This window comes from Neoaquamicrobium sediminum, from assembly GCF_040970315.1.
Lineage (GTDB): Bacteria > Pseudomonadota > Alphaproteobacteria > Rhizobiales > Rhizobiaceae > Aerobium > Aerobium sediminum.
Genome location: NZ_JAZHFV010000001.1, coordinates 661,296 through 686,556, shown reverse-complemented (window position 1 = coordinate 686,556; position 25,261 = coordinate 661,296). Strand labels below are relative to the sequence as shown.

22 protein-coding genes and 1 riboswitch are annotated in these 25,261 nt (G+C 64.0%); of the genes, 13 read left to right on the top strand and 9 right to left on the bottom strand.

All coding sequences use genetic code 11. The features are described from left to right. Positions 1–66: 66 nt before the first annotated feature. Complete coding sequence (locus V1479_RS03420) at positions 67–912, bottom strand: ABC transporter permease (protein WP_368801678.1); 846 nt, start codon at positions 910–912, stop codon at positions 67–69. 7 nt (positions 913–919) lie between these two features. Further along, positions 920–1,753 (bottom strand): ABC transporter ATP-binding protein, encoded by an 834-nt coding sequence (locus tag V1479_RS03415; protein ID WP_368801677.1) that lies wholly within the window; start codon positions 1,751–1,753, stop codon positions 920–922. A 263-nt stretch (positions 1,754–2,016) separates the two neighbouring features. On the opposite strand from V1479_RS03415, the gene V1479_RS03410 reads away from it, so the two are divergent. The 10 genes from V1479_RS03410 (at position 2,017) to V1479_RS03365 (ending at position 12,782) form a co-directional block, all read left to right on the top strand. Then, entirely contained in the window at positions 2,017–2,985 is a 969-nt protein-coding gene (locus V1479_RS03410; RefSeq protein ID WP_368801676.1) for a MurR/RpiR family transcriptional regulator, read from the top strand. A gap of 40 nt (positions 2,986–3,025) precedes the next feature. Beyond that, positions 3,026–4,801, top strand: coding sequence for an NAD(P)-binding domain-containing protein (locus tag V1479_RS03405; protein WP_368801675.1), 1,776 nt, complete (start codon positions 3,026–3,028; stop codon positions 4,799–4,801). A 75-nt stretch (positions 4,802–4,876) separates the two neighbouring features. After that, on the top strand, positions 4,877–5,749 hold the full coding sequence (locus V1479_RS03400; protein ID WP_368801674.1) for a glucosamine kinase nucleotide-binding domain-containing protein: 873 nt from the start codon (positions 4,877–4,879) through the stop codon (positions 5,747–5,749). Between the two features lie 127 nt (positions 5,750–5,876). After that, positions 5,877–5,979: riboswitch (TPP riboswitch) on the top strand. Between the two features lie 125 nt (positions 5,980–6,104). Next, entirely contained in the window at positions 6,105–6,848 is a 744-nt protein-coding gene (locus V1479_RS03395; RefSeq protein WP_368801673.1) for an ABC transporter permease, read from the top strand. A gap of 29 nt (positions 6,849–6,877) precedes the next feature. Next, positions 6,878–7,816 (top strand): ABC transporter substrate-binding protein, encoded by a 939-nt coding sequence (locus tag V1479_RS03390; RefSeq protein ID WP_368801672.1) that lies wholly within the window; start codon positions 6,878–6,880, stop codon positions 7,814–7,816. Further along, positions 7,813–8,547, top strand: coding sequence for a hydroxyethylthiazole kinase (locus V1479_RS03385; RefSeq protein ID WP_368801671.1), 735 nt, complete (start codon positions 7,813–7,815; stop codon positions 8,545–8,547). Before V1479_RS03390 ends, V1479_RS03385 begins: the two co-directional genes overlap by 4 nt. Next, entirely contained in the window at positions 8,534–9,196 is a 663-nt protein-coding gene (thiE, locus tag V1479_RS03380; RefSeq protein WP_368801670.1) for a thiamine phosphate synthase, read from the top strand. The genes V1479_RS03385 and thiE overlap by 14 nt, the downstream gene beginning before the upstream one ends. Then, on the top strand, positions 9,193–9,996 hold the full coding sequence (thiD, locus tag V1479_RS03375) for a bifunctional hydroxymethylpyrimidine kinase/phosphomethylpyrimidine kinase (RefSeq protein ID WP_368801669.1): 804 nt from the start codon (positions 9,193–9,195) through the stop codon (positions 9,994–9,996). Before thiE ends, thiD begins: the two co-directional genes overlap by 4 nt. Then, positions 9,993–11,783 (top strand): TRAP transporter large permease subunit, encoded by a 1,791-nt coding sequence (locus tag V1479_RS03370; RefSeq protein WP_368801668.1) that lies wholly within the window; start codon positions 9,993–9,995, stop codon positions 11,781–11,783. The genes thiD and V1479_RS03370 overlap by 4 nt, the downstream gene beginning before the upstream one ends. Before the next feature lie 15 nt (positions 11,784–11,798). Continuing rightward, complete coding sequence (locus V1479_RS03365) at positions 11,799–12,782, top strand: TRAP transporter substrate-binding protein (protein ID WP_368801667.1); 984 nt, start codon at positions 11,799–11,801, stop codon at positions 12,780–12,782. 18 nt (positions 12,783–12,800) lie between these two features. Here the strand turns inward: V1479_RS03365 and V1479_RS03360 are convergent, their stop codons facing one another. After that, positions 12,801–14,780 carry a putative bifunctional diguanylate cyclase/phosphodiesterase gene (locus V1479_RS03360; RefSeq protein WP_173188138.1) on the bottom strand — a complete coding sequence of 660 codons (1,980 nt, stop codon included), beginning with the start codon at positions 14,778–14,780 and terminating at the stop codon, positions 12,801–12,803. Positions 14,781–15,031: 251 nt separating this feature from the next. Here V1479_RS03360 and V1479_RS03355 point away from each other — a divergent pair, with 251 nt between their 5' ends. Continuing rightward, positions 15,032–16,075, top strand: coding sequence for a class I SAM-dependent methyltransferase (locus V1479_RS03355; protein ID WP_368801666.1), 1,044 nt, complete (start codon positions 15,032–15,034; stop codon positions 16,073–16,075). Between the two features lie 92 nt (positions 16,076–16,167). Here V1479_RS03355 and V1479_RS03350 read toward each other — a convergent pair whose 3' ends face one another. From V1479_RS03350 to V1479_RS03325, 6 genes are read right to left on the bottom strand one after another with little or no spacing between them, the layout of a single operon-like run. Continuing rightward, positions 16,168–16,965 carry an enoyl-CoA hydratase/isomerase family protein gene (locus tag V1479_RS03350; RefSeq protein ID WP_173188140.1) on the bottom strand — a complete coding sequence of 266 codons (798 nt, stop codon included), beginning with the start codon at positions 16,963–16,965 and terminating at the stop codon, positions 16,168–16,170. A gap of 18 nt (positions 16,966–16,983) precedes the next feature. Beyond that, positions 16,984–18,645 carry an AMP-binding protein gene (locus V1479_RS03345; protein WP_368801665.1) on the bottom strand — a complete coding sequence of 554 codons (1,662 nt, stop codon included), beginning with the start codon at positions 18,643–18,645 and terminating at the stop codon, positions 16,984–16,986. Between the two features lies 1 nt (position 18,646). Next, positions 18,647–19,444, bottom strand: a complete 798-nt coding sequence (locus V1479_RS03340; protein ID WP_368801664.1) for an ABC transporter permease — start codon at positions 19,442–19,444, stop codon at positions 18,647–18,649. Next, the gene (locus tag V1479_RS03335) at positions 19,441–20,283 is read right to left on the bottom strand and encodes an ABC transporter permease (RefSeq protein WP_368801663.1); all 843 of its coding nucleotides are present in this window, start codon (positions 20,281–20,283) and stop codon (positions 19,441–19,443) included. Before V1479_RS03335 ends, V1479_RS03340 begins: the two co-directional genes overlap by 4 nt. Positions 20,284–20,299: 16 nt before the next feature. After that, positions 20,300–21,349 (bottom strand): ABC transporter substrate-binding protein, encoded by a 1,050-nt coding sequence (locus tag V1479_RS03330; RefSeq protein WP_368801662.1) that lies wholly within the window; start codon positions 21,347–21,349, stop codon positions 20,300–20,302. A gap of 46 nt (positions 21,350–21,395) precedes the next feature. After that, a complete protein-coding gene (locus V1479_RS03325) occupies positions 21,396–22,445 on the bottom strand; it encodes an ABC transporter ATP-binding protein (RefSeq protein WP_368801661.1) in 1,050 nt (349 codons plus the stop codon). Positions 22,446–22,570: 125 nt separating this feature from the next. Between V1479_RS03325 and V1479_RS03320 the strand changes: the two genes are divergently transcribed. Further along, positions 22,571–23,257 (top strand): TetR/AcrR family transcriptional regulator, encoded by a 687-nt coding sequence (locus tag V1479_RS03320; RefSeq protein WP_368801660.1) that lies wholly within the window; start codon positions 22,571–22,573, stop codon positions 23,255–23,257. A 116-nt stretch (positions 23,258–23,373) separates the two neighbouring features. Continuing rightward, entirely contained in the window at positions 23,374–25,260 is a 1,887-nt protein-coding gene (locus tag V1479_RS03315) for a bifunctional sugar phosphate isomerase/epimerase/4-hydroxyphenylpyruvate dioxygenase family protein (protein ID WP_368801659.1), read from the top strand. Position 25,261 lies beyond the last annotated feature (1 nt).

The following is a 25,261-nucleotide window of genomic DNA, read 5'->3' as shown; positions in this document are numbered from 1 at the left end:
CCCCTGTTGATGGAACGTTGCGTTGTTCCCGTTCCCGGCGCCAATCCTCCCGGCACCGGATTTCGATCAGGCTTCCCAGCTCGCGAACTTCTTTCCCATCAGGAAGAAGAAGACGTAGATGAGAATGCCCAGAATGGAGAGGATCAGGACCACCGCAAAGAACTGCGGCATCTGGATCATCGACGAATAGGACGTGAGGCGGTTGCCGAGGCCGAAGCCACCGCCGACCATTTCGGCGCCCACGGCCGTGAGCAGGCCGAAGATCGAACCGACCATCAGGCCGACGAAAATCATCGGCAGCGCCATCGGGGCGCGCACCTTCCAGAAGATCTGCAGCGTGGACGCCCCGTAGGAGCGCGCCAGCGCGATCTTGGCCTGGTCGACACGGCGGAAACCGGTCGCGGCGTTGATCATAACCATGGGGCCGGAGGCGAGCGCCACCGCGATGATGCGGGGCTCGTAGCCGAAGCCGAAGCGCAGGATCAGCAGCGGCACCAGCGCCAGCATCGGGGTTGTGACCAGAAGCAGGATGTAGGGGGTCACGATCTTTTCGGCGAAAGGAAACTGCGTGATGACGGCCGCCAGGATCAGGCCGACCGATGCGCCGATCGCGAAGCCGCCAAAGAGCTCGATTAGCGTATGGCCGAGATGCGGGGCGATCAGTGGAAACTCGGTGACCAGTGCAACCGCGATCTGGCTGGGCTTGGGCAGCACATATTGCGGCACGGCGAAGATGTTCAGCAGAGCCTCCGTGCCGCCGATGACGATGACCGCCACCAGCACGATCGCCACGACCTCGCGCACCGACTTGATGCCGGGGCCGGAGGTGAGCGCGGACATGTTGGTGATGCCAACATCGCTGGCGCCGGCGCCCTTGGACTTGAATTCGGGAATGGCGTCGGTCTCGCTCACTGCATCCTCACTCGGCTGCCCGGGCCGGCTGCGGTGCCGCAGCCGTTCCACCCTGCGGATAGCGGCTCTGCCGCGACCCGACGATTTCCATCTTGATCGTGTTCATCAGGTTGAAGACCTCGCTGCTCGCCATGATGTCGAGCGAGCGCGGCCTGGGAAACGGTATCTCGTGGATGCTGGCCACACGCCCCGGCCGCGGGCTCATCACCACCACGCGGTCCGAAAGGAAGATCGCCTCCTCGATCGAGTGCGTAATGAGGACGATGGTGGTGTGCGTATCCATCCATATCTCCTCGACCAGCCGGTTCATCTCCTCGCGGGTGAAAGCGTCGAGGGCGCCGAAAGGCTCGTCCATGAGAAGCAGCGACGGCTTGTAGGAGAGCGCACGCACGAGTGCGGCGCGCTGCTGCATGCCGCCCGAAAGCTCGCGGGGATAGCGCCCGCCGAAACCGTCGAGCCCTACCCGGTGCAGCAGCTCATTGATCCACGCCCGGTCCGGCTTGGTACCCTTGATCTCGAAGGGGAAGTTGATGTTGGCGTCGAGGTCGCGCCAGGGCAGCAGATTGGCTTCCTGGAAGACCAGGCCGATCTCTGGATTGGGTCCGGTCACGGGCACGCCGTCCAGCAGAACCTCGCCCGAGCTAAGCCCATGCAGACCCGACATCGACCATAGAAGCGTGGTCTTCCCGCAACCGGACGGACCGACGATGGAGACGATTTCGCCGTCCATGACGTCGAGCGAGCAACGGTCGATGGCGGTCAGATCGCCCGATCTCGTATTGTAGACCTTGGTCGCACCGGACACCCGGAGCTTGGGTTGCGTGGATTGCTTAGCCGTCATTCCGCCTCGCGCAGTCCCTTGTCGACGGGAGGCGGGCATTTTCATCTTACCCGCCCCTTTCTCGCAGTCTGTAACTATCCGACTTTCCGAGTCAAGCGGCAAACATTACGCAGCGCATCACGTTTGAAACCCTGCGTAAGCCGTAGGTTTTGCTCTTGTTCAGTTCGTAACTTTCCTACATAGTTCCATCAATTTTCTGAGACGGCAACGCTTCTAGACATGTACAAAGGCCGCACCGAAGAACGGCCAGGCGAAGGACGCTCATGACGGACGCAGAGATGGAACAGCCGCTCGACGAGGAGCGAAGCATCAATGGAAAGCCGGACGAGGCCGGTTCCGAACCCTATCTGCGGCCGGTGCCCGACATCCTTTCCCAGATAAAGGATTTCTACGGCGACCTACGACCCGCCGAACGGCGCGTAGCCGACGTGGTGCTCGCCGACGTCACCTTCTCGGTCGACGCATCCAACGCGGAGATCGCCAGGCGCGCGGACGTCAGCGAGCCGACCGTCACCCGCTTCTGCCGGGCCATCGGCTGCGAGGGTGTGCGCGATTTCAAGCTCAAGCTGGCGCAGAGCGTGGTGGTCGGACGGCTCTACCTCTCGCCGCTGCCGCGCCCTGAATCCGGCGAGGACGGCTCGCCGCTCTGGAACGTCGTCTTCGGCGAGGCGCGCAACGCGCTAGCGGTGGTGGAGCGCAGCCTCGACCCGGCCGACGTCATGCGGGCTGCGGAACTCGTTGCCAACGCCCATCAGGTGCTGGTGTTCGGTCTCGGCGGCAGCTCGACGGCGCTCGCGCAGGAAACGCAGAACCGGCTGTTTCGCTACGGCGTCGTCGTTTCCGCCCACTCCGACCCCTACGTCATGAAAATGACGGCCTCGACGCTGAAGCCCAACGATCTCGTCATTGCCATCTCCAGCACGGGACGCACGCGCGAGGTTATCGAGGCGGTCGCGCTGGCCAAACACTACCGTGCCAAGACGCTCGCGCTGACGGCACCGGCGACCGATGTGGCAGGCGAGGTCGACCTGGCGCTGACCGCCGCCATTCCTGAATTTCCGGATCCGCTGAAGCCCACTGCCTCGCGCTACGCGTTTCTCGCGATCATCGATCTCCTGTCCACCGCAGTCGGTTACAGGCTGGATGCGGATGCCCGCGAGACGCTTAGGCGCATCAAATACACCGTCGTCAACCATCGCAAAGGCAGCGCCTCCGAACCGCTCGGAGACTGAGCCTGCGCGCCGGCAACACCGGCATTTCAGGAGGGACTTCATGCACGACACGGCACCCGCGGCAAAGGCATCGGCCTGGCTGGCGCAACTGGCGGACACGCTCCAGCGTCGCGACGTGGCGGGCGCGCTGGAGCTGTTTGCCGAGGACTGCTACTGGCGCGATCTGGTCGCCTTCACGTGGAACGTGAAAACGATGGAAGGCAAGCCCGCGATCGCCGCGATGCTGGACGCGACGCTTGCCGCCACCGGCCCGCGCGACTGGGCCGTGACACAGGGCGCCGGTTCGGAACCGATAGAGGCATGGTTCACCTTTGCCACGGCTGCGGGGCGCGGGAGCGGCATCTTCACGCTCGAAAACGGCAAGTGCCGGACGATGCTGACGACGCTGCAATCGCTCGACGGGCATGAGGAACCCCTCGGGCCACGCCGCGCCAACGGCGTTCGCCACGGCGCGGACCGCAACCGGGCGACCTGGGCCGAGCAGCGGGCCGCCGAAGAAGCCGCATACGGGAACGGCACCGACCCCTACTGCCTGATCATCGGCGGCGGCCAGGGCGGCATCATGCTCGGCGCGCGCCTGAAGCAGCTCGGCGTGCCCACCGTGATCGTCGAAAAGAACGCCAGGGCCGGCGATTCCTGGCGCAACCGCTACCGCTCGCTTGTGCTGCACGACCCCGTCTGGTACGATCACCTGCCCTATATCCCCTTTCCCGCGAACTGGCCTGTGTTCACGCCCAAGGACAAGATGGGCGACTGGCTGGAAATGTATGTGAAGGTGATGGAGCTCACCTATTGGGGCGGCACGGAATGCGTCTCGGCGCAGTTCGACGAAGCCGAAAAGCGCTGGACGGTCGAGCTGCGGCGCGACGGCAAAACGATCACGCTGAGGCCCGCCCAGCTCGTCTTCGCCACCGGCGCCTATGGGCCGCCGAAGATGCTGGACCTCAAGGGCGCCGACAGCTTCGGCGGCAAAATGATCCATTCGAGCCAATATTCGGATGGCTCGGCCTATCGAGGCCGCAAGGTGGTGGTGATCGGTGCGGCGAGTTCGGCCCACGACGTTGCGGTCGACCTTTGGGAAGCCGGCGCCGACGTCACCATGGTGCAGCGCTCGCCGACAACCGTGGTGCGCTCGCAGACCCTGATGGACATGGCCTTCGACATCTATTCCGAGGAAGCGGTCGCACGCGGGATCGATGTCGACAAGGCCGACATGATCGCGGCGGCGACGCCGTTCGCCCTGCAGCCGCCGAAGCAGAAGGCGCTTTACGACCGCATCCGTGCACGCGACGCCGAGTTCTATCGCAAGCTGGAAGCGACCGGCTTCCTCCTCGATTTCGGGCCCGACGAGACCGGGCTTATGATGAAGGCCTATCGTACCGGCTCCGGCTATTATGTGGACGTGGGTGCATCGCAACTGATCATCGACGGCGAGATCGGCATCAAGGCGGGCGTGGAGATCGACAGGCTGACGCCGACCGGTATCCGCTTTGCCGACGGGAGCGAGATCGAGGCCGAAATCGTCATCCAGTCGACGGGCTTCCAGTCGATGCACGAGGTGGTGGCAAAGATCGTGTCGCGCGAGATCGCCGACGAGATCGGCACCTGCTGGGGGCTCGGCTCCGGCACCCGCAACGATCCCGGTCCCTGGCATGGCGAACTGCGCAACATGTACAAGCCGGTCGCGCAGGAAAACCTGTGGTTCCAGGGCGGCAACCTAGCGCTATCGCGGTTTTTCTCGAAATTTGTCGCGCTGCAGATCAAGGCACGGATGGAAAGAATCCCCACCCCGGTATATTCGACGCCCCTGCAATAGCGGCAAAGGTGGACGCGGCGCGGCGGTCTCGACTGGAGCACACGCCGTTCCGCCCCGAGAAGAACGGAGCATCCAATGTCCTATATCCTGGCGGTGGATGGGGGCGGGACACAGTGCAGGGCGGCAATCGCCGCCCTCGACGGCACCATACTGGGCCGGGCGACGGCCGGATCCGCCAACATGGCAACCGACCCGCAGGGAGCGATGGCGAGCGTGGTGGACGCCGCACGCGCCGCGCTTGCCGCCGGCGGAATCGCCGAGACGCCGCTGTCGTCGATCCACGCCTATCTCGGGCTGGCCGGCGCGAATGTCGAGCCCGATCACAGCAGCCTGATTGCCGGCCTGCCGTTTCGCGACACGCGCATCGTCGAAGATTCGGTGATTGCCGTGCGCGGCGCGCTGGGGCCCAACGACGGCGTGATGGCGGTGCTGGGCACCGGCTCGGTCTATGGCGGACGGCGCGACGGAAAGATGCTGCGCGCCGGCGGGTGGGGTTTCGTGGTTGGGGACCAGGGCAGCGGCGCACGCCTGGGGCGGGCGCTCATGGAACAGACGCTGCTCGCTTACGACGGCGTGGTGCCCGAATCGGAGCTCACACGCTCGGTGATGCGCGACTATGGCGACGACCCCAACAGGATCGTGGCTTTCGGCACCACCGCGCGACCGGCCGATTTCGCCCGCTATGCACCGCTCGTTTTCGAGGCCGCTGACCGGGGCGATGCCATCGCCATGGCTGTTGTGGCCGGTGCGGTAGCCGACGTGAATGCTGCACTCGGCGCCATTGTCTGGGACGGATGCCAGCACCTGTGCCTGACGGGCGGGCTGGCACCGAACTACGAGCACCGGCTGGCAGAGACGTTCCTCCGGATTCTCAAGCCTGTGCGCGGCAATGCGCTGGCGGGCGCGGTCGAACTGGCTGTGGAGACCTTCGCCTCACCGCAGGCCTGAATGCGCACAGGCGAACGACGCGCCTTGCCCCTGCATAGCAAGCTTTTGCCGCCGCTCTTTCCGTTCTGGCCCCTTCGGACACCGCATCTGGCCGAGTTGACGAGCGCCGCGGCCTTGCATAGGTTGCAGCCATTCCGAGGGGTGCACCGCACGGTGCTGAGACGGCGTTGAGCCGGACCCTTGAACCTGATCCGGGTCATGCCGGCGTAGGAACGGAAAAAGGGTCCCGCCAATCGGGGCAATCCTGATCTCTTCTTCGCTTCACCTGGATCTCCATGATGACCATCGGGAGATCGCCATGCAGCCATTCTTGTTCGAACGTCCGCCTGATCCGCCGGCCTGAGCGAGAACGCGCATGTCTACGCTGTCGACGGTTCTGCGCACTGTCGTCGTCCTGCTGGTCGCCTGGCAGGCGCTTGTGCTTGTGCTCGAACCGCCCCGCTACATCCTGCCGGGTCCGCTCGACGTCGCCGACGCGCTATGGCGCCAGCGGAACTATCTGCTTGCCAACACGGCCGTGACGCTGGCCGAGATCGCTATTGGCTTCGCGGCTGGCACCGCCCTGGGCATCGTCACCGCGTTGGGCATCGTCGCGCTGCCTCGGTTCGGCGCGGTCGCCTGGCCGCTGGTGCTGGTGGCGCAGGCCTTCCCCGTATTCGTGATCGCGCCGCTGCTGGTGCTCTGGTTCGGCTTCGGCATGGCCTCCAAGGTCGCAATGACCACGCTGATCATCTTCTTTCCCATTGCCTCTGCCTTTGCCGATGGTTTGCGGCGCACCGACCCCGATGTGCTCGACGCCGCCGCGCTGACGCAGGCCGACAACCTCGAAACGCTGTTCCACATCCGGGTGCCGCTCGCCTTGCCCGCGCTGATTTCCGGCCTGCGGGTTGCGGCCCCGCTCGCGCCGCTGGGCGCGATCATCGGCGAATGGGTCGGCGCCTCCGCCGGCCTCGGCTTCGTGATGATCCAGGCCAATGCGCGGCTACAGACAGACACCGTCTTTGCCGCGATGACCATCGTCGTGGCCCTCACCCTTGCCCTGCGCGGACTGGTCGACGCGCTGGCGCCGCTTCTCGTGCCGTGGGCACGGGAAGCATGACGACCGAACCTTCAGGAGCCAACACCGCCATGACAAGACCCATTCTTCTGGCCATAGCCCTCAGCCTCGCCGCGACAGGGCAATCGCACGCGCAGAAGCGCCTCACCGTTCTGCTGGAGTGGTTCGTCAACCCCGACCACGCTCCGCTTGTCGTTGCACAGGAGCTTGGTCTGTTCGAGGAAGCGGGGCTTGAGGTTGAGCTGTTGCCGCCCTCCGATCCCTCCATCGTGCCGCGCGCGATCGCGTCCGGACAGGCCGACATCGGTATCCATTATCAGCCGAACCTCTATCTGGATCATGCCGCAGGTGTTCCGCTCATCCGCGTCGGGACGCTGGTCGAGACGCCATTGAACACCGTGACCGTGCTGGCCGACGGCCCGATCGAGAGCATCGCCGATCTCGCCGGCAAACGCATCGGCTACTCCGTCTCGGGTTTTCAGGATGCGATGCTGGGACGGATGCTGGAGAGCGCCGGCGTGGCGCTCGAAGACGTCGAACTCATCAACGTCAACTTCTCCCTGTCACCGTCGCTGATCGGTGGACAGGTGGACGCGACCATCGGGGGATTTCGCAATTTCGAGCTCACCCAGATGCAGCTCGAAGGCCATGAAGGCCGCGCCTTCTTTCCCGAGGAGCACGGCGTCCCGGTCTATGACGAGCTGATCTTCGTTACCCGGTCTGACCTTGCCGACGACGACCGGCTGCCGCGCTTCCTGCAGGCAGTGGAGCGCGGCGCGATCCACCTGACCAACCATCCGGAGGAGAGCTGGAAGCTCTTCATCCGCGCCTACCCCGACCTCGACGACCCGCTCAACCGGCAGGCTTGGATCGATACGCTGCCACGCTTCGCCAAGCGGCCGATGGCGCTCGACCGCACCCGCTATCGGCGGTTCGGCGCGTTCATGGTGGAAAGCGGACTGATCGAGGCAGCGCCAACTGTCGACACGATCGCGGTGGAACTGCAATGAGCGGCGATTTTCCCGAACAAGCCGCCGAGATGCTGCAACGCCTGCGCGGCGCCACCCCACGCGTCCACTGCCTGATGAACACGGTCGTGCAGAAGCCGGTGGCGGACGGGCTGTCGGCGCTCGGCGCGATACCGTCGATGACGTCCTCCGTCGACGAGGTATCCGGCTTCGTCGCCAAGGCTGATGCGCTTGTGGTCAATCTCGGCACGCTGGACGACCAGCGCAGGCAGGCGATCCGACTGGCGCTCGATACGGTTCAAGACAAGGCGAAGCCGTGGGTGCTTGACCCTGCGCACTGCGATTATTCGCCCCCGCGCGCGACTTTCGCGCAGGAACTGCTGGCACGCGGTCCCGCGGTCATGCGGGCGAATGCGAGCGAGTTCGTCCTGCTGTCGGTGCCAGACACTGTGGTGGGGGTCCGGACCGGCGCGAGCGATCTGGTGAGACAGGGCGAGCGGTCGCTTGCGATCGAAAACGGCCATGCGCTGACGGCGAAGGTCACGGGCACGGGGTGCCTGTCGGGCGCGATCATCGCCGCATTCCTCGCAGTTGAAAGAGACGCCTTCCAGGCGGCCACGGCGGCGATGCTGGTGGTCGGTGTCGCTGCGGAGATCGCTGGCGAGACAGCCCATGGGCCTGGCAGCTTCGAGCCGGCATTTCTGGATGCGCTCGACAGGATCGGTCCGGCAGAAATCACGAAACGCGCGCGGGTGGCTCATGCCCAGGATTGACTACAGGCTGAATGCCATCGTCGACGGATCGCTCTCCGCTCTCGGATCGCTGCCGGAGCTTGCGGCCATCGCGGCGTCGAACGGCGCGACGATCATCCAGTATCGCGACAAGCATGCCTCGACCCGGGCGATGATCGAGAACGCCATCGCTATCCGCGAGGCCATAACGAGCAGCGGCGTACCGCTCGTCGTCAACGACAGGCTTGACGTTGCGATGGCTGCCGGAGCGCACGGCGTTCATCTCGGCCGGGACGACATGCCGGCGGCGACCGCGCGGCAGCTTCTCGGCACGAATGCGATCATCGGGCTGACCGTGAAGAATGCAGCCGATGCCGATGCCGCCATCGCCGCGCCCATCGACTATGCCTGCATCGGCGGCGTGTTCGAGACGCTGTCGAAGGACAATCCGGACCCACCTGTCGGTCTCGACGGCTTTACGTCCCTGCGGCGGAAGATTGCCGCGGCACGCGCTGACCTGCCCGTCGGTGCGATCGCGGGGATCGACGTGGAACGCACCCGTGCAGTCGTCGCCGCCGGTGCGTCCGGGGTCGCGGTCATCTCCGCAATCTTTCGCGCCGACGACATCGCGCAGGCGGCGCGAGCGCTGCGCGCAGCAGTGGACGATACCTTGGTAGGGCATAGCTCATGAATGCGATTGCGCTGACCATCGCCGGATCGGACAGCGGCGGCGGAGCGGGGATCCAGGCCGATCTCAAGACGTTTTCCGCGCTAGGCGTGTTCGGCACCAGCGTCATCACCGCCATCACCGCGCAAAATACGCTCGGCGTGCGCGCGGTGGAGGACATCTCGCCGGAGATGGTCGGGCACCAGATCGACGCGATCTTCGACGACATCGCGGTCGGCGCCACCAAGATCGGCATGGTCTCGCGCGTAGCAACCATCGCAGTGATCGCCGAACGGCTGAGCCGGCGCGCGGTGCGGCCAGTGCTCGACCCGGTGATGGTTGCGACCTCCGGCGACCGGCTGCTGGCGGCCGACGCGGTGGGAGCGTTGCGGGAACAGTTGCTGCCTATCGCAGCCCTCGTGACGCCCAACCTGCCCGAGGCCGCGCTGCTGGCCGACACCGGCATCGCCGAAAACGAGCAGGATATGATCGAGCAGGCCGAGACGATCCTGAAAAGCGGAGCCGGGGCAGTGCTGGTCAAGGGCGGGCACGGCAACGGCGCGGAGAGCGTCGATATTCTCGTCACCAGCAAGGGAACGGCACGTTATGCGGCGCCGCGGGTGCAGACGCCCAACACGCACGGTACCGGCTGCACATTGTCGGCGGCGATCGCGGCGGGCCTCGCTTCCGGCCTTACGCTTGAGGACGCGGTGGCGCAGGCAAAGACCTATCTGCAAAAGGCCTTGCAGGCCTCCGACCGGTTGCTTGTCGGTCGCGGGCACGGGCCGGTGCATCATTTCCACCATTGGTGGGAGACCCGATGAAGCCAGCGGCAGCCGTTGCGCGGTTTCTGGAGCGTGGGCTGGCAGCGGTCTGCGGACTCGTGCTGCTTGCGATGCTTGCCCTCGTGTTGGTCACGGTATTCCAGCGTTATCTGCTGTCGAGCGGCTTCCTGGGAGCGGAAGAGGCTAGCGGCTGGTTGCTGCTGTTGCTTGTATGCCTTGGATTTCCCCTCGTTGCCGGGCATGCCTCCGCATTGCGGGTCGACTTCTTCGCCCCATCGCCTGCGTTCGAGAGCGTGAGGCAGGTGCTCTCGGAGACGATCGTGCTTTTGGCGTCGCTTGTGCTCGTGTCGGCCGGGTGGCAGGCCGCGCTTCAGCTTGGCGGCACGTCCCCGCTGCTCGGATTGGCGGAATGGACACGGCCGGCCGGGCTTGCCGCATCCGGGGCGGTCGCAATCATCCTGCGATGCCTGCAACTGCTTCATCGCGGCGAACTTCGCCGGCTCATTATCTCCGCTGCACTCGCGGTGCTCGGCTGGGCAGGTGTCACCTCAGGCCTGACGCTTGCGGTCATGCCGCCGAGCCTGGCTGCGTTGTTTGTGATCCTGGCAGGAATTTTGGTTGCCGCGCCACTGCCGCATATATTCATCCTCGCCGGGTTCGTGGCGATCGCCTTCGGGAGCCCGCTGACAGAGCCTGCGCTTGCGGCACAGATTCTCTCGGGCGCGGGCCGTTCGCTGCTGCTGGCGATACCGTTCTTCCTGCTGGCCGGGGCGCTGCTTGTCGGCTCGCGCATGGCGGACGGGCTTGTGCGGTTTGCAGCCGCGCTGGTGGGCGGACAGCGCGCGGGTCTCGGGCAGACCGTGCTTCTGACGAGCCTCACCTTCTCAGGCGCCTCCGGCTCATCCATCGCCAATGCGGCATTCAGCGCCAAGACCTTCTTCCGGCCGATGGTCGACAGGGGCTACCGGCCGGACCGCGCATGCGCGATCATCGCCGCCACGGCAGTGCTCGACAATATCGTGCCGCCGTCGATCGCCTTCTTCATCCTGGCGGCTGCGACGAACCTTCCCGTCGGGCCGCTGCTTTCAGGTGGGCTCGTCGCCGGCGCAATGCTGGCCCTGGCGCTCGCCGCGGCCATTCACCTTTCATCGACCCCTCAGGCACCGTCACCAAACGACGAGCGCGGCTCCATATGGCTGCTGGCGGCACGCGCCGCACCCTTTTTCGGGCTGGGGCTCATCGTCGTCATCGGCATACGTTTCGGCATCGTCAGTCCGACGGAAGCGGCGGCCCTTGCTGCCGCCTACACGCTTGCAGCCGCGCTTGCCTCGAAGACTGGCTGGACCGCAATGGCGTCCGCTTTCCGACAGGCAGGGGTCGAAACGGCAGGCATCATCCTGCTCATCGGCGCGGCAACACCGCTTGCGTTTCTCCTGGCAACGGATGGGGTGGCCGCGGGCGCGGCCCGTCTCGTTCTTGCGCTTGGCGATAACCCATTCATCGTGCTCGCAACCGCCAACCTGCTTTTGCTTGCGGCAGGGCTCGTGCTCGACATCGGCGCGGCTATCCTGCTGTTCGGGCCCTTCCTGCTGCCTGTGGCGATCGCGGCCGGCATCGACCCGGTCGCCTTCGGCGTCCTGCTCGTGGTCAACCTGATGATCGGCGGGCTAACGCCGCCGGTAGGCATCCTCGTTCAGGTCGTCGGCGCTACCACCGGCCACCCTGCAGCCCGAATATTCGCGGCCATGCCGCTCTATCTCGCGGCGCTGGTCGGCGCATTGCTGACCATGAGCCTCGGCATCGCGGCCGAGGCATATTTCTTCTAGATCAGGGAGCCCATCATGACCGTTACGCGCCGTTCGCTACTCGCAGGCTTTACCGCCACACTAGCCCTGCCGGCCATCACCGGACGCGCGGCAGCCCAGACACCGCTGGTGGTGGCGTCGGTGCTCGGCGACGACAAACCGGAAACGCTGGTCTGGAACCACATCCGCGATCTGGTCGAAGCCGAGATGCCCGGGGCATTCACCTTCAACATCGTCCCCAACGCCGCGCTTGGCGGTGAGAAGGAGGTCGTGGAAGGCATGCGGCTGGGGTCGATCCAGGCAAGCCTTTCGACCTTGTCGAACCTGACTGCCTGGGTGCCGGAATGCATCCTGTTCGATCTGCCGTTCCTGTTTCGCGACGACGCGCATCTTGCTGCGGCGCTGCGGAGCGCCACGGCAGGTCGGCTGAAGGAACAACTCCAGCGGGAGGGCCTGATCGCACCGGCCTTTATCGACTATGGCGCGCGGCATCTGCTGGCGCCCCGGCCACTGCTGGAGCCGGGCGCAATGAATGGCAAACGTATCCGCGTCATCCAGAGCCGCCTGCACGCGGAATTATGGCAACGCTTAGGCGCGCTGCCGATCGCACTTCCGATCACCGAGAGCTACAACGCTCTATCGACCGGGCATGTCGATGCGATGGACCTGACGATCTCGGCCTATGCCGGCTTCCGCCTGAACGAGGTCGCGCCACACGTGACGCTGACCGGCCATATCAGGGCGGTCGGCGCGGTGATTTTCGCCGACAGTTTCTGGCAGGAACTCGACCCGCAAAGGCGGGACGTACTCCAACGGGCCACCGAGGCAGGCGCGGAACATTTCAACGCGCTGGTGCGGCAGGACGAGCGCCGGTCCATGGACGTCACGAAGGCAGCCGGCGCCCACTTTCATACGATTGCGGACCGGCCGGCGTGGGAAGCGCCCGCGCGGGAGTTATGGACGCTCTTCGCCGAACAGGCCGGCGGCCTGGAACGCATCGAAGAAATTGCCGGGATATAGGGGCGTTGGTGCTTGGTGCTAGGCGACAAGATTGCGCCGGCCGCGCAGAACCTCGCTGATTGGTTCAGGCCGACCCATCAGATACCCCTGAACCAGATCGACGCCGAGTCGCCTGAGCAACTGCTTCTGCTCTTCGGTTTCGACGCCTTCGACAAGCACGGTGCGACCGAGGCTGCGCAACAGGCTGACCATGCCATGCAGCATGCGAACGCCTTGCGCCGTCTGGCATTCGTTGAGGAAGCTACGGTCGATCTTGACGATGTCGAATTCGAATCGGCGCAGCCAGCCGATCCCGGCATAGCCGGTTCCGAAATCATCGAGCCACATCTGCACGCCGAGGTTCTGGAGGTGGTCGAGGTTGCGAGAAACCTGCGGCTCGGGAATGAGATCGATCCTCTCGGTGACCTCGAGGGCAAGCTGATGCGGCGCGAGGCCATGCCTGTTCAGGATTTCCGCGACACGCAGGGAAAAATTCGGGGCCTTGAGCTGAACGGCAGAGATGTTCGCCGCAATCACGGTGCCGAGCCCGGCCCGCGCCATGTCGGCGCAGGCCTGATCGATGACCCACATACCCAGATCGACGATCGCGCCGCTCTGCTCGGCAGCAGGGATGAAGACATCGGGGCTGATCGCGCGTCCATCGACCTCACGCAGTCGCATGAGCGTTTCGTGTCCGAGCAACCGTCCGGTATCGAGCTCGAATATCGGCTGATAAACCACCGAGATGAGCTGCCTTTCAACGGCGTGCGTCAGCAGATCCGTCAGGTTCTCACTTGAGCGGTCGACACCCACAGTGCGCGGATCGTAGATCGTCACACGTGCCCGGCCGGCGAATTTCGAGACGTAGAGTGCGCGATCGGCCTCCTGAAGGATCGCCCGGAACTCGGCGCCATTTTCGGTCGATGTCAGCGATGCGCCGGCGCTGATAGTCACGATACCGATGCCGTCGCCGCGGTCGGGGTGATAGATGCGCAGCTGCTCGACCGCGCGGCAGAATTCCTGCGCGATCTCGCGAAGACGTTTCGTGTCGGCAACACGGCAAAGCACAATGAACTCTTCACCGCCATAGCGTCCGACAATGGCATCGTTGGCTTCCGCCGTCTCCACGAAGGCCCGCGCCAGCCGGATCAGGCAATCGTCGCCCGCCTGGTGGCCAAGCCGGTCGTTGAACCGCTTGAAGTGATCCACATCGACGAGAATGATGCCGATCTCATAGTTCTCCCTGGACCATTCCCGATACAACTCCAGGAAGTCGCGCGCGATCGCGCGACGGTTCCTCAATCCAGTCAGCGGGTCGGTATTGGCGATCTCGACCAGTTCCTGGCCCTTTTCGATCGCCGCCTGTTCCTGGGTCTTGGCCTGAAGGGCCTCGAGGAACGTCCAGTACCTCTCCACCCCGAGACGCCACGAGAGATAGAGGGAGAAAACGAGGCAGTTGACGAACAGCGCGGCGATGACGATGCGCGAAGCAAGATCGGCCTTCAGGAAGAACAGTGTCGCTGTGACAAACACAACCGCGATGATCGTGGAGGAGATCGCCGAAAGCATGAAACGGAAGTTGAAGAACAGGTTGGCGCCAAGCACGAAGACGATGCCGAAGACGATGAAGTGGGACAAAGCCTCCTGATACGCTGTACCCAGCGCGAGGAGCAGCCACGCGACAGCGCCGGTCACGATGGCCGAAGCCGCAATCAAGTGAAGGACAGCAAGCGCTGTGCCACGCCGGACACCCATCTCGATCGCCGCAAGGAATATGACACCCACGGCAATGCGGGCGATCACCAGTCTGGCTGCGATGTCGGGAAAGAGAAACCAGTCGAATACGCCGTAGGCCATGTAGCTGAGCACAGCCGCCCACATGCCCCAACGAACAATATGCCGGTTTTCACCGGCATCTCGCTGGAACAGCAAATTCATAAGCTTGGGGTCGGCCAAGCTCGAACGTGGCCGCGACCGCGCTTCAACGACCTTTCGGGCGATATCGGCGGATAGTTGCATCGCAACCTTCCTTTGCAACAATCGCTTCTCTTAGCAGCCGAGTTGATGGGGATGTCTTAATTCCCCTGCACGCACTGCCCGCCAACCAACGGAAAACATCGAACTACGCTAATCAAGGGTTAACGGATCGTACGCCCGAGCCGCTTATCAGTGTATGCTAAACATTAAGCTTTTATGCGAATTTAATGAAATTGTTTCGCATCGCGGCCAATCCGTCTATACTCCATTTGGTAGCATCGAAGGGGATCACCGTGGCGCAAGGCTCCGAACTGAAGCTCGATGAGCAGAGTCTCATCACGTCCCAGCTCATCAAAAAGCACGCGCCGGCAGTAGATGTCGCCGATGCCGCGGTCGTCAGAGAGAAAACCGCGCAGCTTGCGCTGACGCTCGATCTGGCGCGTCAAGGTTTCGAGGCAGGGGAGCCCGCTGCAACGATCGTCGATCGTCTGGCGGGCCGACTGCACGAGCTGCGAAACCAGGTCAATGCGGCCGTCTGGCAGCAGCTCATCCCCCTGGCGCAGGAGCATCCAGTCTCCGCATTCCTCAAACAGGACCCCTTTACGCGCTGGTCTTTCGACAAGCCGCGCGGCTATTCAGGCGACGCCAGCCTGCTTGACATCTACTACAAGCACCCGAGCGCGGATGAGATCGTGGCCTCCTCGACGGAACTGGGTCGGGAGATTTACGCCTACACCAGCGAAGCGGCGAGTTCGGCCGCAGGTCGCGAGCGGCGCGACATCCTTGCACGAACGGTGGATGCAACCGCCGAACGCGTCGAGAACGCGGAGGTTCTTGCGATCGCCTGCGGACATCTTCGCGAAGCAGAACTGTCCCGGGCGCTGGCCGGGAAGAAGCTGAAGCGCTGGGTGGGGCTCGACCAGGACCCGATCAGCGTCGGTATCGTCAACCGCGATCTGGCCGGCACGGCGGTGGAGGCCGTCGACGGGTCCGTCAAGGGCATCCTGCGCCGCGCCTACAATCTCGGCACGTTCGATCTCGTCTATGCGTCCGGTCTGTACGACTACCTGCCGCGTGCGGTCGGCATCCGGCTGATGCAGCGTGCGATGGAGTTCGTGAAGCCGGGCGGCGAGTTCCTGTTCGCCAACTTCAGCGACGAAATCACGACAGACGGCTACATGGAAACCTTCATGGACTGGCCGCTGATCCTGCGATCGGCCGACGACATGTGGGACATCATCAACGGATCGGTGGACAAGAACACGGTGGAAGCCGAGGTGTTTTACGGCACCAACCGCAACATCGTTTACGGCGTCGTCCGCAAGCACGCGGAGTAGCGTCCCTGCGGCCGCTCGGCCAAGTACCTGGGAAGCGAACGCGTGAACGTCGCGGCGGATCATAAATCGCCACCGCGACGCAAGCCAGACGCCTAGTCCTGCTTGTAGAGAAATTCCTTCACCCGTTCCTCGCCGCCATAGGCCAGGCGCTGCATGCGGTAGAGGTTCTTGGCGTGGTCGAGGGCGCCCTGACGCGACATGTCCATACCGCGAAGCGAAGCTTCCATCTCGACGCGCAGTGCAACGAGCGGGTGGCGTGCGATGCGTTCGGCGTAGGCTTCCGCTTTGGCAAGCACCTGATCGGCCGGCACCACCGCGTTGACGAGGTTGGCACGTAGCGCCTGTTGCGCATCTAGCGGATCGCCGGTCAGCAGCATCTCCATCGCCACGGTATGTGGAATGAAACGCGACAGACGCGTCGAACCGCCGGCACCGCCCATGCCATAGGCGATTTCCGGGAAACCGAATTTCGCGTCCTCGGAGGCCACGCGAATGTCGGTCAGGTGGCTTAGATAGATCATCCCCTGGCCGAAACAGTAGCCGCGCACGGCCGCGATGATCGGCTTGAAACGATCGAGCGCGAGCACGTCGCGCGACCAGCTGAACGTATCCGGCTCCTTGGTTTCCATGCGATGCTTCGGCGCCAGGTAATATTCCAGCTCGGCCATCGGTGTGTCGAACTTGGCATAGGGCGTCTTGATGTCATCGCCGGCGGAAAAGGCCCGGTCGCCGGCCCCCTGCATGATACCCACATGCACATTGTCGTCCGCCAGGAACTCCAGCATGTGGCCGTAGAGCTGCTTGTGCATGGCCGGTGTCATCGGGTTCACGCTTCCATTGCGGATGGTGAAATATCCGATCTTGCCCTTGCGTTCGTATTCTATCGGCATTCGGTAACCTCTCGTGGTTCAGAGCCAGGCGCCGGCAACGCGGTCGAAGCTGCCCGACCTGAGGTCGGCCTTCTCCGCCACCAGCTTCTGCTTGGCGATTTTCTCGGATGGGGTCTTGGGCAGCGCGTCCCGGTACTCGATGAAGCGCGGAATCTTGAACGCGGCGAGCCTCGTGGCGCAGTGTTCGAAGATCGCGGCGGGCGGCGCGTCATCCGGTGACTTGCTAGGCCGCAGCACGATATAGGCTTTCACCTCCTCGCCGCGCGCCGAGTCCTTCACGCCAACGGCGGCAGCTTCGAGGATGGCGGGATGCTCGCGCAGCACCGCCTCGACCTCGCGCGCGGCAATGTTCTCACCACTGCGGCGGATCATGTCCTTGAGGCGGCCGACGATATAGTGGAAGCCCTGCTCGTCCTTCCAGAAGAGGTCGCCGGTGCGGAACCAGTCGCCGAAATAGGACGATGCGTTTGCTTCCGGCTTCTTGTAGTAGCCCTGCATGATGCCTGGGCCGCGGATGCACAGTTCGCCGACCGTACCGGTCGGCACCTCCTCGCCATGCTCGTCTACGATCTTGGCCTCGCGGAAAGGCGACGGCCGCCCGCACGAGCCCGAACCGACCATGTGGGTTGCCTCGCGCGGCAGGAACAGCGCGGAGCCGACCTCCGTCATACCGAAGGATTCACGGGCGATGGTGTTGAAGCGCCGCTCGAGATCGGCATGTCGCTCCCGGTCGAAGCCGAAGATCGACACCCGCTTGAGGCTGTTCTGCCCGTCCAGCGGATCGGGTGGCTGCTGGTAGACGATCTCCGGAAACAGGCAGTAGTGGATCTCGTATTTGCGGACCCAGTCCATGAAGCGGGACGAGCTCGCACGGCGGGCGACGAATATCTGACCGCCGGCGCGCATCGCCATCAGCGTCAGCCATTGCGGGTCCATGTAGAAATAGGGCTGGGCTACGAGGATGTTGGTCGCCTGCTCGTCTGCGCCACCGCGCATTTCTGCCACGAGCGACAGCGTGAGCCAGTAGCGATGGGTGAGCATGCAGCCCTTGGGAAAGCCCGTCGTGCCTGAGGTGTACTGGATGTTGACGAGATCATCGATCGCCGGCTGGGGCAGGTCTGCCGGCAGCGCCGGCGCCTCGTGCAGAAGGCTTGCCATCGAGCGTCCCGAACCGGCAGCGCCGTCCACCACGAGGAGGTTTTCCGGCGCAAGAGGCGCGTCGCTGCCAAGGGCCTCGTAGGCCTTGAGGCAGTCGGCATGGATAACCAGAAAGGTCGCGTCCGAATCGGTCAGCACATAGTGCAGCTCGCGGCCGGTATAGTTGATGTTGACCGGCACCATCACGGCACCAATCCGGGCAATCGCCAGCCATGTGGCAGGGAACTGCGGTATGTTCGGGAGCATGACCGCGACGTGCGTCCCCTTGCGAACGCCAGCCTCGTAGAGGGCAGCCGCGGTGCGCTCGACCCGTGCCCTGACTTCGTCATAGGTCGCGGTGCCGCCCTCGCTTTCCTCGAAGAAGGTCCACATCGGCTTGTGGCCATTGGCTGCGACCGCACCGTCGACAAGCGACCAGATGTTCGGCGGCAGTCTGGTTGCCTCGATCTCAGCGACCAGCCTTTCGACGTCGCCGGAAAGGGTTGCCCAGTCGCTGGCGGGGGCGGGCGCGGTTGCAGTCATGTCAGGCCTCGGGAGGTGTTACGGATTGATAGCGTTGTTCGTTGCGGCGGCGGATGACTTCGCCGATGCCCATGCCGACGATGCTGAGCATGGTCAGCATCACGGCGACGGCGGGCACCGTCGGGTCGAGCTTCAGGCCGAGATCGTTCCAGATGCGGACCGGCAGCGTCTGCGCACCGCCCGAAACGAACAGCGTGATAATCAGCTCGTCGAAGGACGCGAAGAAGGCGAGAATGCCCGCCGCGAACATCGACGGAACCAGATAAGGCAGCGTCACCAGCATGAAGGCCTTGATCGGCCCTGCGCCCAGCACGCGGGCGGCACGCTCGATGGTGGTGTCGAAGCGGCGCAGGCTCGCCGACACGATCATCACCACATAGGGCAGCGCCACGATCGCATGCGCCAGCGTGAGGGCGAACACATTGTCCACGAGCTGCCAGCGCAGGAACACGATATAGAGCGCGAGCGCCAGAACGACCGTCGGCAGGATCAAGGGCGCTATGAAGATCGCCGTCAGCGCGCTCTTGCCGGGAAAGTTGCCGCGCACTAGCGCAATCGAGGCAAGCGTGCCGACGACGAGGCTGAGGGCGGTCGCGCCGATGCCCACGCGGAAGCTGAGGATCGCCGCGCCGACCCAGGTCGGGTCCTCGAAGAAGGCCGCGTACCAACGCAGCGACAGCGAGGTGGGCGGAAACTCCAGGAACTGGCTGGCCGACAGCGAGATCGGCACGAGAAAGATCAAGGGCAGGATCAGGAACCCGACCAGAAGAAGGAAATAGACGGCCAGCAGTCGTTTCATCGACCCAGCCCCGCGCCGCTGAATTCCACCCGCCGGCGCATGAGCAGCCAGAACACGCCGAGGCAGGCGAGCGTGATCGCCAGCAGGGCGGTCGCGAGCACTGCCGCAAAACCCCAGTTGAGTGTCTGATGCACCTGAAGGTCAATCAAGTTGGCGATGATGATGCTGCGGCGACCGCCAAGCAGGGCAGGCGTCACGAAGAAGCCCAGCGACAGGATGAAGCAGATCAGGCCGCCGGTCGCGGCGCCGCTGACGCTGAGCGGAAAGAACACCTTCCAGAACGACTGCGCAGGCGAGGCGCCCAGCGAGCGGGCCGCCTTCATCAGGTCCTTGTCGATGTCGAGCATGGACGCCAGGCAGGTGATGATTACGATCGGCAACAGGATCTGAACCATGCCGATGTGCACGGCGACATTGGTGTAGAGGATCTGGACCGGCGCCAGGCCAAGTGCCCCAAGGCCGGTGTTGACAATGCCCTCGCGCCCCAGGATCACGATCCAGGTGTAGGTGCGGATGAGGATGCTGACCCAGAAGGGCAGAAGGATCAGGTATGTCACATAGGCACGCACCCGCGGTCGCAGGGTGCTCATGAAGTATGCGGCCGGATAGCCGAGCAGCAGGCAGATCGCCGTCACCGACGCCGCCAGCATGAAGGTGCGCTCGAGCACAACCAGCGCGACACGCGAATCCAGCAATTCGCGGATCGGGTCAGCCGTGAAGCTGGTTCCGTCATGAACGGTAAGGCTCATCACGCTGACCAGCGGCGCCACGAAAAGAAGGCCGACCAGCAGCACAGCCGGTGCAAGCAGCAAAAGTATGATCGGCCTTCTCATGGTCATCTTGGGAGGACGCCGTCTAGATCAGAAGCCATTCGTTCCAGCGGTTCTGAACCTCTTCGAGGTTTTCGGCCCACCAGCTCGAATTGAACGCGAATTGCTGCTCGGCGTTTTCAGCCGCGGTCGGCAGTGTTGCCACGAATTCCGGCTCCAGAAGCTCCATCATGCCCGGCACGAAACCCGGATACGGCATGACCTTCACGAATTCGGCGGAGGCGACGGGGTCCATGCGGAATTTCATGAACTGCATCGCTTCCGTGGGGTGCTTGGCTCCCTTGGGGATGCCGAGGTAGGAAAGCAGCAATGCGCCGCCGGCCCAGCTTATTTCGACCGGGCGGCCCTCGCTCTTGAGCGGCGTGATGCGGCCGTTCCAGCAGGACGTCATGTTGACCTCGCCATCGACGAGGAGCTGGACGTGCTGGGCGCCATTGTCCCACCAGACCGGGATGTGGTCCTTGATCTCGTCCAGCTTTGCAAAGGCCCGGTCGACATCGAGCGGGTAAAGCTCGTCAAGCGGAACACCGTCGGCGAGAAGCGCGAATTCCAGATTGCACTTGGGCGAGTTCTCGAGCGAGCGTGGTCCGGGGAAGTTCTCAACGTCCCAGAAATCCGCCCACGTCTTCGGCTGCTTGTCTTCGGGGAAGCGGTCGGTCCGGAACCCAAGCACGGTCGAGTAGGATGCGCGCACCATGGCAGTGGGCAGCTTGGCCATCTCGGGAAGCTCGTTCTCCGGATCGACGATCGAATAGTCGATCTCTTCGAGCCATCCTTCCTTCGTCGCAAGCACGACGTCATCGCCGTTCAGTTCGGTGAGGTCCCATTCGACATTGCCGGACTCCACCATCGCCTTGAGCTTCGGCAGGGAGACAGGCGCAGTTGCGCGCACCTTGATGCCGGTCTGTTCGGTGAACGGATCCTCGAAGAGTTTCTTCAGCACCTCGGCCAGCGAGCCGCCCGAACCGTTGACGACGATTGTCACGTCCTGAGCGGCGGCCATGCGCGCGCTCAACGCTCCCAGCGCTACGGAAGCCGCACCGATACCAAATGCACGTCTCGTCAGATTCACCATGTGACGCTCCTTTGAAGCTTTGTTGAGTTCCCCATGCGTCCCCGGCTCAGGCCGGGAGATAAGTCAGGCTACTGTCGTCGAAATCGAAACGGACCTCGGTACCAGGTGCCGGTACGTTGACCGCGCCGCTGCGCGGTTCGGTGAACGAGATTTCCTTCTCGTCCGTCCCGCGCAGCACGTAGCGGATGGCATTTCCGAAGAAGACCGCCTGCTCCAGCGTCGCGGACGCCCGCCCCTTCGGCGTACGCCTGATATGCTCGGGCCGCAGCGCGACGTAGCCGCGGCTCGGCGGCTCGCGCCCGGTCATCTCGATCGCGCCCAGTCCCTCGATGCTCACGGTCGAGCCCTCCGAGCGGAAAACCTTGAGGATGTTGTTGGAGCCGATGAAGGAAGCAACGAAGCGCGATGCGGGCTGGTCATAGAGCTCCTGTGGTGTTCCGAGCTGCTGGATGACGCCCTTGTCCATGACGGCCAGGCGGTCGGAAAGCGTCAGCGCCTCGCCCTGATCGTGGGTTACGTAGATCACGGTGCAGCCGATCTGGCGCTGGTACTGCTTGATCTCCAGTTGCAGGGTCTCGCGCAGCTTGAGGTCGAGCGCGCCGAGCGGCTCGTCCATCAGCAACACGCTCGGCTCGAACACCACCGCGCGCGCAAAGGCCACGCGTTGCTTCTGACCGCCGGAAAGTTCGTGGGGCATCCGATCCGCGAGCCCATCGAGGCGCACCATCTCTAGCGCCGCCAGCGAACGCCGCCTGACCTCGTCGCGCGCCATGCCGCGCATTTCGAGCGGGAAGGCGACATTGCCCATGACCGAGCGGTGCGGGAACAGCGAATAGTTCTGGAAGACCATGCCGATGCCGCGCTTCTCCGTCGGCACGCGGGCGATCGAGACGCCGTCGATGAGGATGTCGCCATCGCCGATGTCGATGAAGCCGGCGAGGCAGTTGAGAGCCGTGGTCTTGCCGGAGCCGCTGGGGCCCAGCAGCGTCATGAACTCGCCGGGGGCCACGGTCATGGAGAAATCCTCGAGCGCAACGAAGCTCCCGTAGGTCTTCCGCACGCTTCTGAACTCGATCGATGAACCTTTGGTTGCCATGGTCAGATCGGTCTCTCCATCCCTCAATTCAAAAAGTGACGGTATTGTCATTTTTTGTCAAGCGGCTTTGCGAACGGGCGTCGGCGTTGCTATGGCTGGTCGGACAACTGAAGAGGCGAAAGGCCATGCACGACTACGTCGAGTTTCTCGAGCAGAAGCTTGCGAACGCTCGCAACGACAGGAAAACGGTTAGAACCGAGTTGCAGATCGAGATTGCGACGGCGACGCTGCTGCGCACCAAAGCCTATCACTCCATATCGGTCGACATGATCGCCGAGCAGGCAAAGCTGGCGCACGGCACTTTCTATCGCTACTTCGCGGGAAAACGCGAGGTCGTCGCCAAGACGCTCACCGACTATTTCGAATTCGTTCGTGACGCGCGGCCGCCCGTCCCGCGAGAGGCCTCGGACCTCGAAGCCATCGAGATCGGCAACCGCCATTACATCTACTGCTTCCGCCAGAATGTCGGACTGATGCGCTGCCACTTTCACCTCAAGGATGAGGACGAGATGATTGCCCAGGTCGGCCGGCTTGCGGACCGGGGCATGTCGGAGCGCATGATCCGGCGGCTGCGCAGGAGTGTGCAGATCGACGATGACGATTTGCCGGAGCTGCGGTTGCGTACCTACTGCCTGATCAGCATGGTCGACGAACTGCTGCTCAAGATCTACGGCCGCACGAATCCGCCGCTGGTGGAGTTTGCAGACGATCCTGACATGGTGGCGTCGACGGTTTCACGCCTTTGGTACGCAGCGCTCTATGCCGATGCACCGAGCGCCGGGACGTCCAGGGTCAATGCCGCCGAACTATAACGTCATGTTATGATTCTTCCCATTCTTGGTATTTGACTTCATTTCGTGCTCGCCCACTTGATGGGATGGGGAGTCAGCGCGCAGCCGCGGTCGCGCGCACAAGTCAGGGGTCGAACATGAAGACATCCATCGCCACGGTCTCGATCAGCGGAGACCTGAAGGAGAAGCTCGCCGCGATTGCGGAAGCAGGTTTTGACGGCGTCGAGATATTCGAAAACGATTTTCTTGCTTTCGACGAGTCGCCGGCGGAGGTGGGCCGGATGGTCCGCGACCACGGGCTCGAGATCACGCTGTTCCAGCCTTTCCGCGATTTCGAAGGGCTGCCCGAGCCGCAGCGGAGCCGCGCCTTCGACCGCGCAGAGCGCAAATTCGACCTGATGCAGGAGCTCGGCACCGACCTGATGCTGATCTGCTCCAGCGTGTCGCCGGTCGCGCTTGGCGGCATCGACCGCGCGGCTGCCGACTTCCGGGAGCTTGGCGAACGCGCTGCGAAGCGCGGCCTGCGGGTCGGCTACGAGGCGCTCGCCTGGGGCAGCTTCATCAACGATCATCGCGACGCATGGGAGGTGGTGCGCAGGGCCGACCATCCGAATATCGGGCTGATCCTCGATTCGTTCCACACGCTGGCACGCGAGATAGACGTCGCCTCGATCCGGTCGATCCCCGGCGACCGCATCTTCATCGTCCAGCTCGCCGATGCGCCGAAGTTCGACATGGACCTGCTCCAGTGGAGCCGCCACTACCGCAACATGCCCGGCGAGGGCGACCTGCCGGTAGCCGACTTCATGCGCGCGGTCGCCGCGACGGGTTATGCAGGGCCGATCTCGCTGGAAATATTCAACGACCAGTTTCGCGGCGGCTCAGCCCGTTCCATCGCCGCCGATGGACACAGGTCGCTCATCTACCTCATTGACCAGGTGCGGCGCAGTGAGCCGGTGCCGGTCGAACTGCCGCCGATGCCGGACCGGGTGGCGGTGGAAGGGGTGGAATTCGTCGAGTTCGCCGCAAATGAGGATGAAGCGCAAAGGCTTGCAAAGCTTCTCGTCTCGATGGGGTTCACGCTCGCCGCCCGGCATCGCAACCGCGATGTGGTCCTTTACCGCCAAGGCGACATCAACATCGTGATCAACACCGGCAAGGAAGGCTTCGCGCACTCGTCGCATACCGTCCACGGCCTTTCCGCCTATGCGATCGGACTGCGCGTGGAAGACGCAAAGGCGACCGTGGAACGCGCGACCGCGCTTGGAGCGGAAGTCTTTTTCGAACCCCGCGGGCCGGGCGAACTCGAAGTCCCGGCGATCCGTGGCGTCGGCGGCAGCGTTCTCTACTTCATCGACGAGCCGTCGGGACTGTCGCGCGTCTGGGACATCGAGTTCGAAACGTTGGAGCCGGCGGCCTCCGGCGCCGCCCTGCAACGGATCGACCACGTCGCGCAGACCATGAACACCGACGAGATGCTGAGCTGGCTTCTCTTCTACACCTCGATCTTCGCGACACGAAAATCCCCCGTCGTCGACGTCGTCGATCCCGCTGGTCTCGTGCGCAGCCAGGTCGTGCAGGGTCTCGATAGCCGGTTCAGGCTGACGCTCAACGGCGCGGAGAGCCGGCGCACGCTTGCCGGCCGCTTCGTTGCCGAAAGCTTCGGCTCATCCGTCCAGCATCTCGCATTCTCCAGCGCCGACATCTTCGCGACGGCCGAGGCGATCAAGGCCGCGGGTTTTGCCACCCTGCAGATCTCGCGCAACTACTACGACGATCTGGAGGCGCGGCTGGGTCTTGCCCCGGAGCTGGCCGACCGGCTGCGCGAGGCCAACATCCTTTATGACCGAGACATCGACGGCGGGGAGTATTTCCAGCTCTACAGCCCGCTCTTCGGCGAGGGCCTCTTTCTCGAAGTGGTGGAGCGGCGCAACGGCTATCAGGGCTACGGCGCGCCGAATGCCCAGTTCCGGATCGCCGCCCAGCAGCGCGCGCTCGGCCCGAAGGGCATGCCCCGACGCTGAT

Excerpts from the sequence above, each read along its gene's own strand:
- V1479_RS03415 (WP_368801677.1), bottom strand. The coding sequence starts at position 1,753 with ATGACGGCTAAGCAATCCACGCAACCCAAGCTCCGGGTGTCCGGTGCG.
- V1479_RS03315 (WP_368801659.1), top strand. The coding sequence starts at position 23,374 with ATGAAGACATCCATCGCCACGGTCTCGATCAGCGGAGACCTGAAGGAG.
- V1479_RS03410 (WP_368801676.1), top strand. The coding sequence starts at position 2,017 with ATGACGGACGCAGAGATGGAACAGCCGCTCGACGAGGAGCGAAGCATC.
- V1479_RS03395 (WP_368801673.1), top strand. The coding sequence starts at position 6,105 with ATGTCTACGCTGTCGACGGTTCTGCGCACTGTCGTCGTCCTGCTGGTC.
- V1479_RS03360 (WP_173188138.1), bottom strand. The coding sequence starts at position 14,780 with ATGCAACTATCCGCCGATATCGCCCGAAAGGTCGTTGAAGCGCGGTCG.
- V1479_RS03405 (WP_368801675.1), top strand. The coding sequence starts at position 3,026 with ATGCACGACACGGCACCCGCGGCAAAGGCATCGGCCTGGCTGGCGCAA.
- V1479_RS03370 (WP_368801668.1), top strand. The coding sequence starts at position 9,993 with ATGAAGCCAGCGGCAGCCGTTGCGCGGTTTCTGGAGCGTGGGCTGGCA.
- V1479_RS03385 (WP_368801671.1), top strand. The coding sequence starts at position 7,813 with ATGAGCGGCGATTTTCCCGAACAAGCCGCCGAGATGCTGCAACGCCTG.
- V1479_RS03390 (WP_368801672.1), top strand. The coding sequence starts at position 6,878 with ATGACAAGACCCATTCTTCTGGCCATAGCCCTCAGCCTCGCCGCGACA.
- V1479_RS03400 (WP_368801674.1), top strand. The coding sequence starts at position 4,877 with ATGTCCTATATCCTGGCGGTGGATGGGGGCGGGACACAGTGCAGGGCG.
- V1479_RS03335 (WP_368801663.1), bottom strand. The coding sequence starts at position 20,283 with ATGACCATGAGAAGGCCGATCATACTTTTGCTGCTTGCACCGGCTGTG.
- V1479_RS03365 (WP_368801667.1), top strand. The coding sequence starts at position 11,799 with ATGACCGTTACGCGCCGTTCGCTACTCGCAGGCTTTACCGCCACACTA.
- V1479_RS03345 (WP_368801665.1), bottom strand. The coding sequence starts at position 18,645 with ATGACTGCAACCGCGCCCGCCCCCGCCAGCGACTGGGCAACCCTTTCC.
- V1479_RS03320 (WP_368801660.1), top strand. The coding sequence starts at position 22,571 with ATGCACGACTACGTCGAGTTTCTCGAGCAGAAGCTTGCGAACGCTCGC.
- V1479_RS03350 (WP_173188140.1), bottom strand. The coding sequence starts at position 16,965 with ATGCCGATAGAATACGAACGCAAGGGCAAGATCGGATATTTCACCATC.
- V1479_RS03340 (WP_368801664.1), bottom strand. The coding sequence starts at position 19,444 with ATGAAACGACTGCTGGCCGTCTATTTCCTTCTTCTGGTCGGGTTCCTG.
- V1479_RS03325 (WP_368801661.1), bottom strand. The coding sequence starts at position 22,445 with ATGGCAACCAAAGGTTCATCGATCGAGTTCAGAAGCGTGCGGAAGACC.
- thiD (WP_368801669.1), top strand. The coding sequence starts at position 9,193 with ATGAATGCGATTGCGCTGACCATCGCCGGATCGGACAGCGGCGGCGGA.
- V1479_RS03330 (WP_368801662.1), bottom strand. The coding sequence starts at position 21,349 with ATGGTGAATCTGACGAGACGTGCATTTGGTATCGGTGCGGCTTCCGTA.
- thiE (WP_368801670.1), top strand. The coding sequence starts at position 8,534 with ATGCCCAGGATTGACTACAGGCTGAATGCCATCGTCGACGGATCGCTC.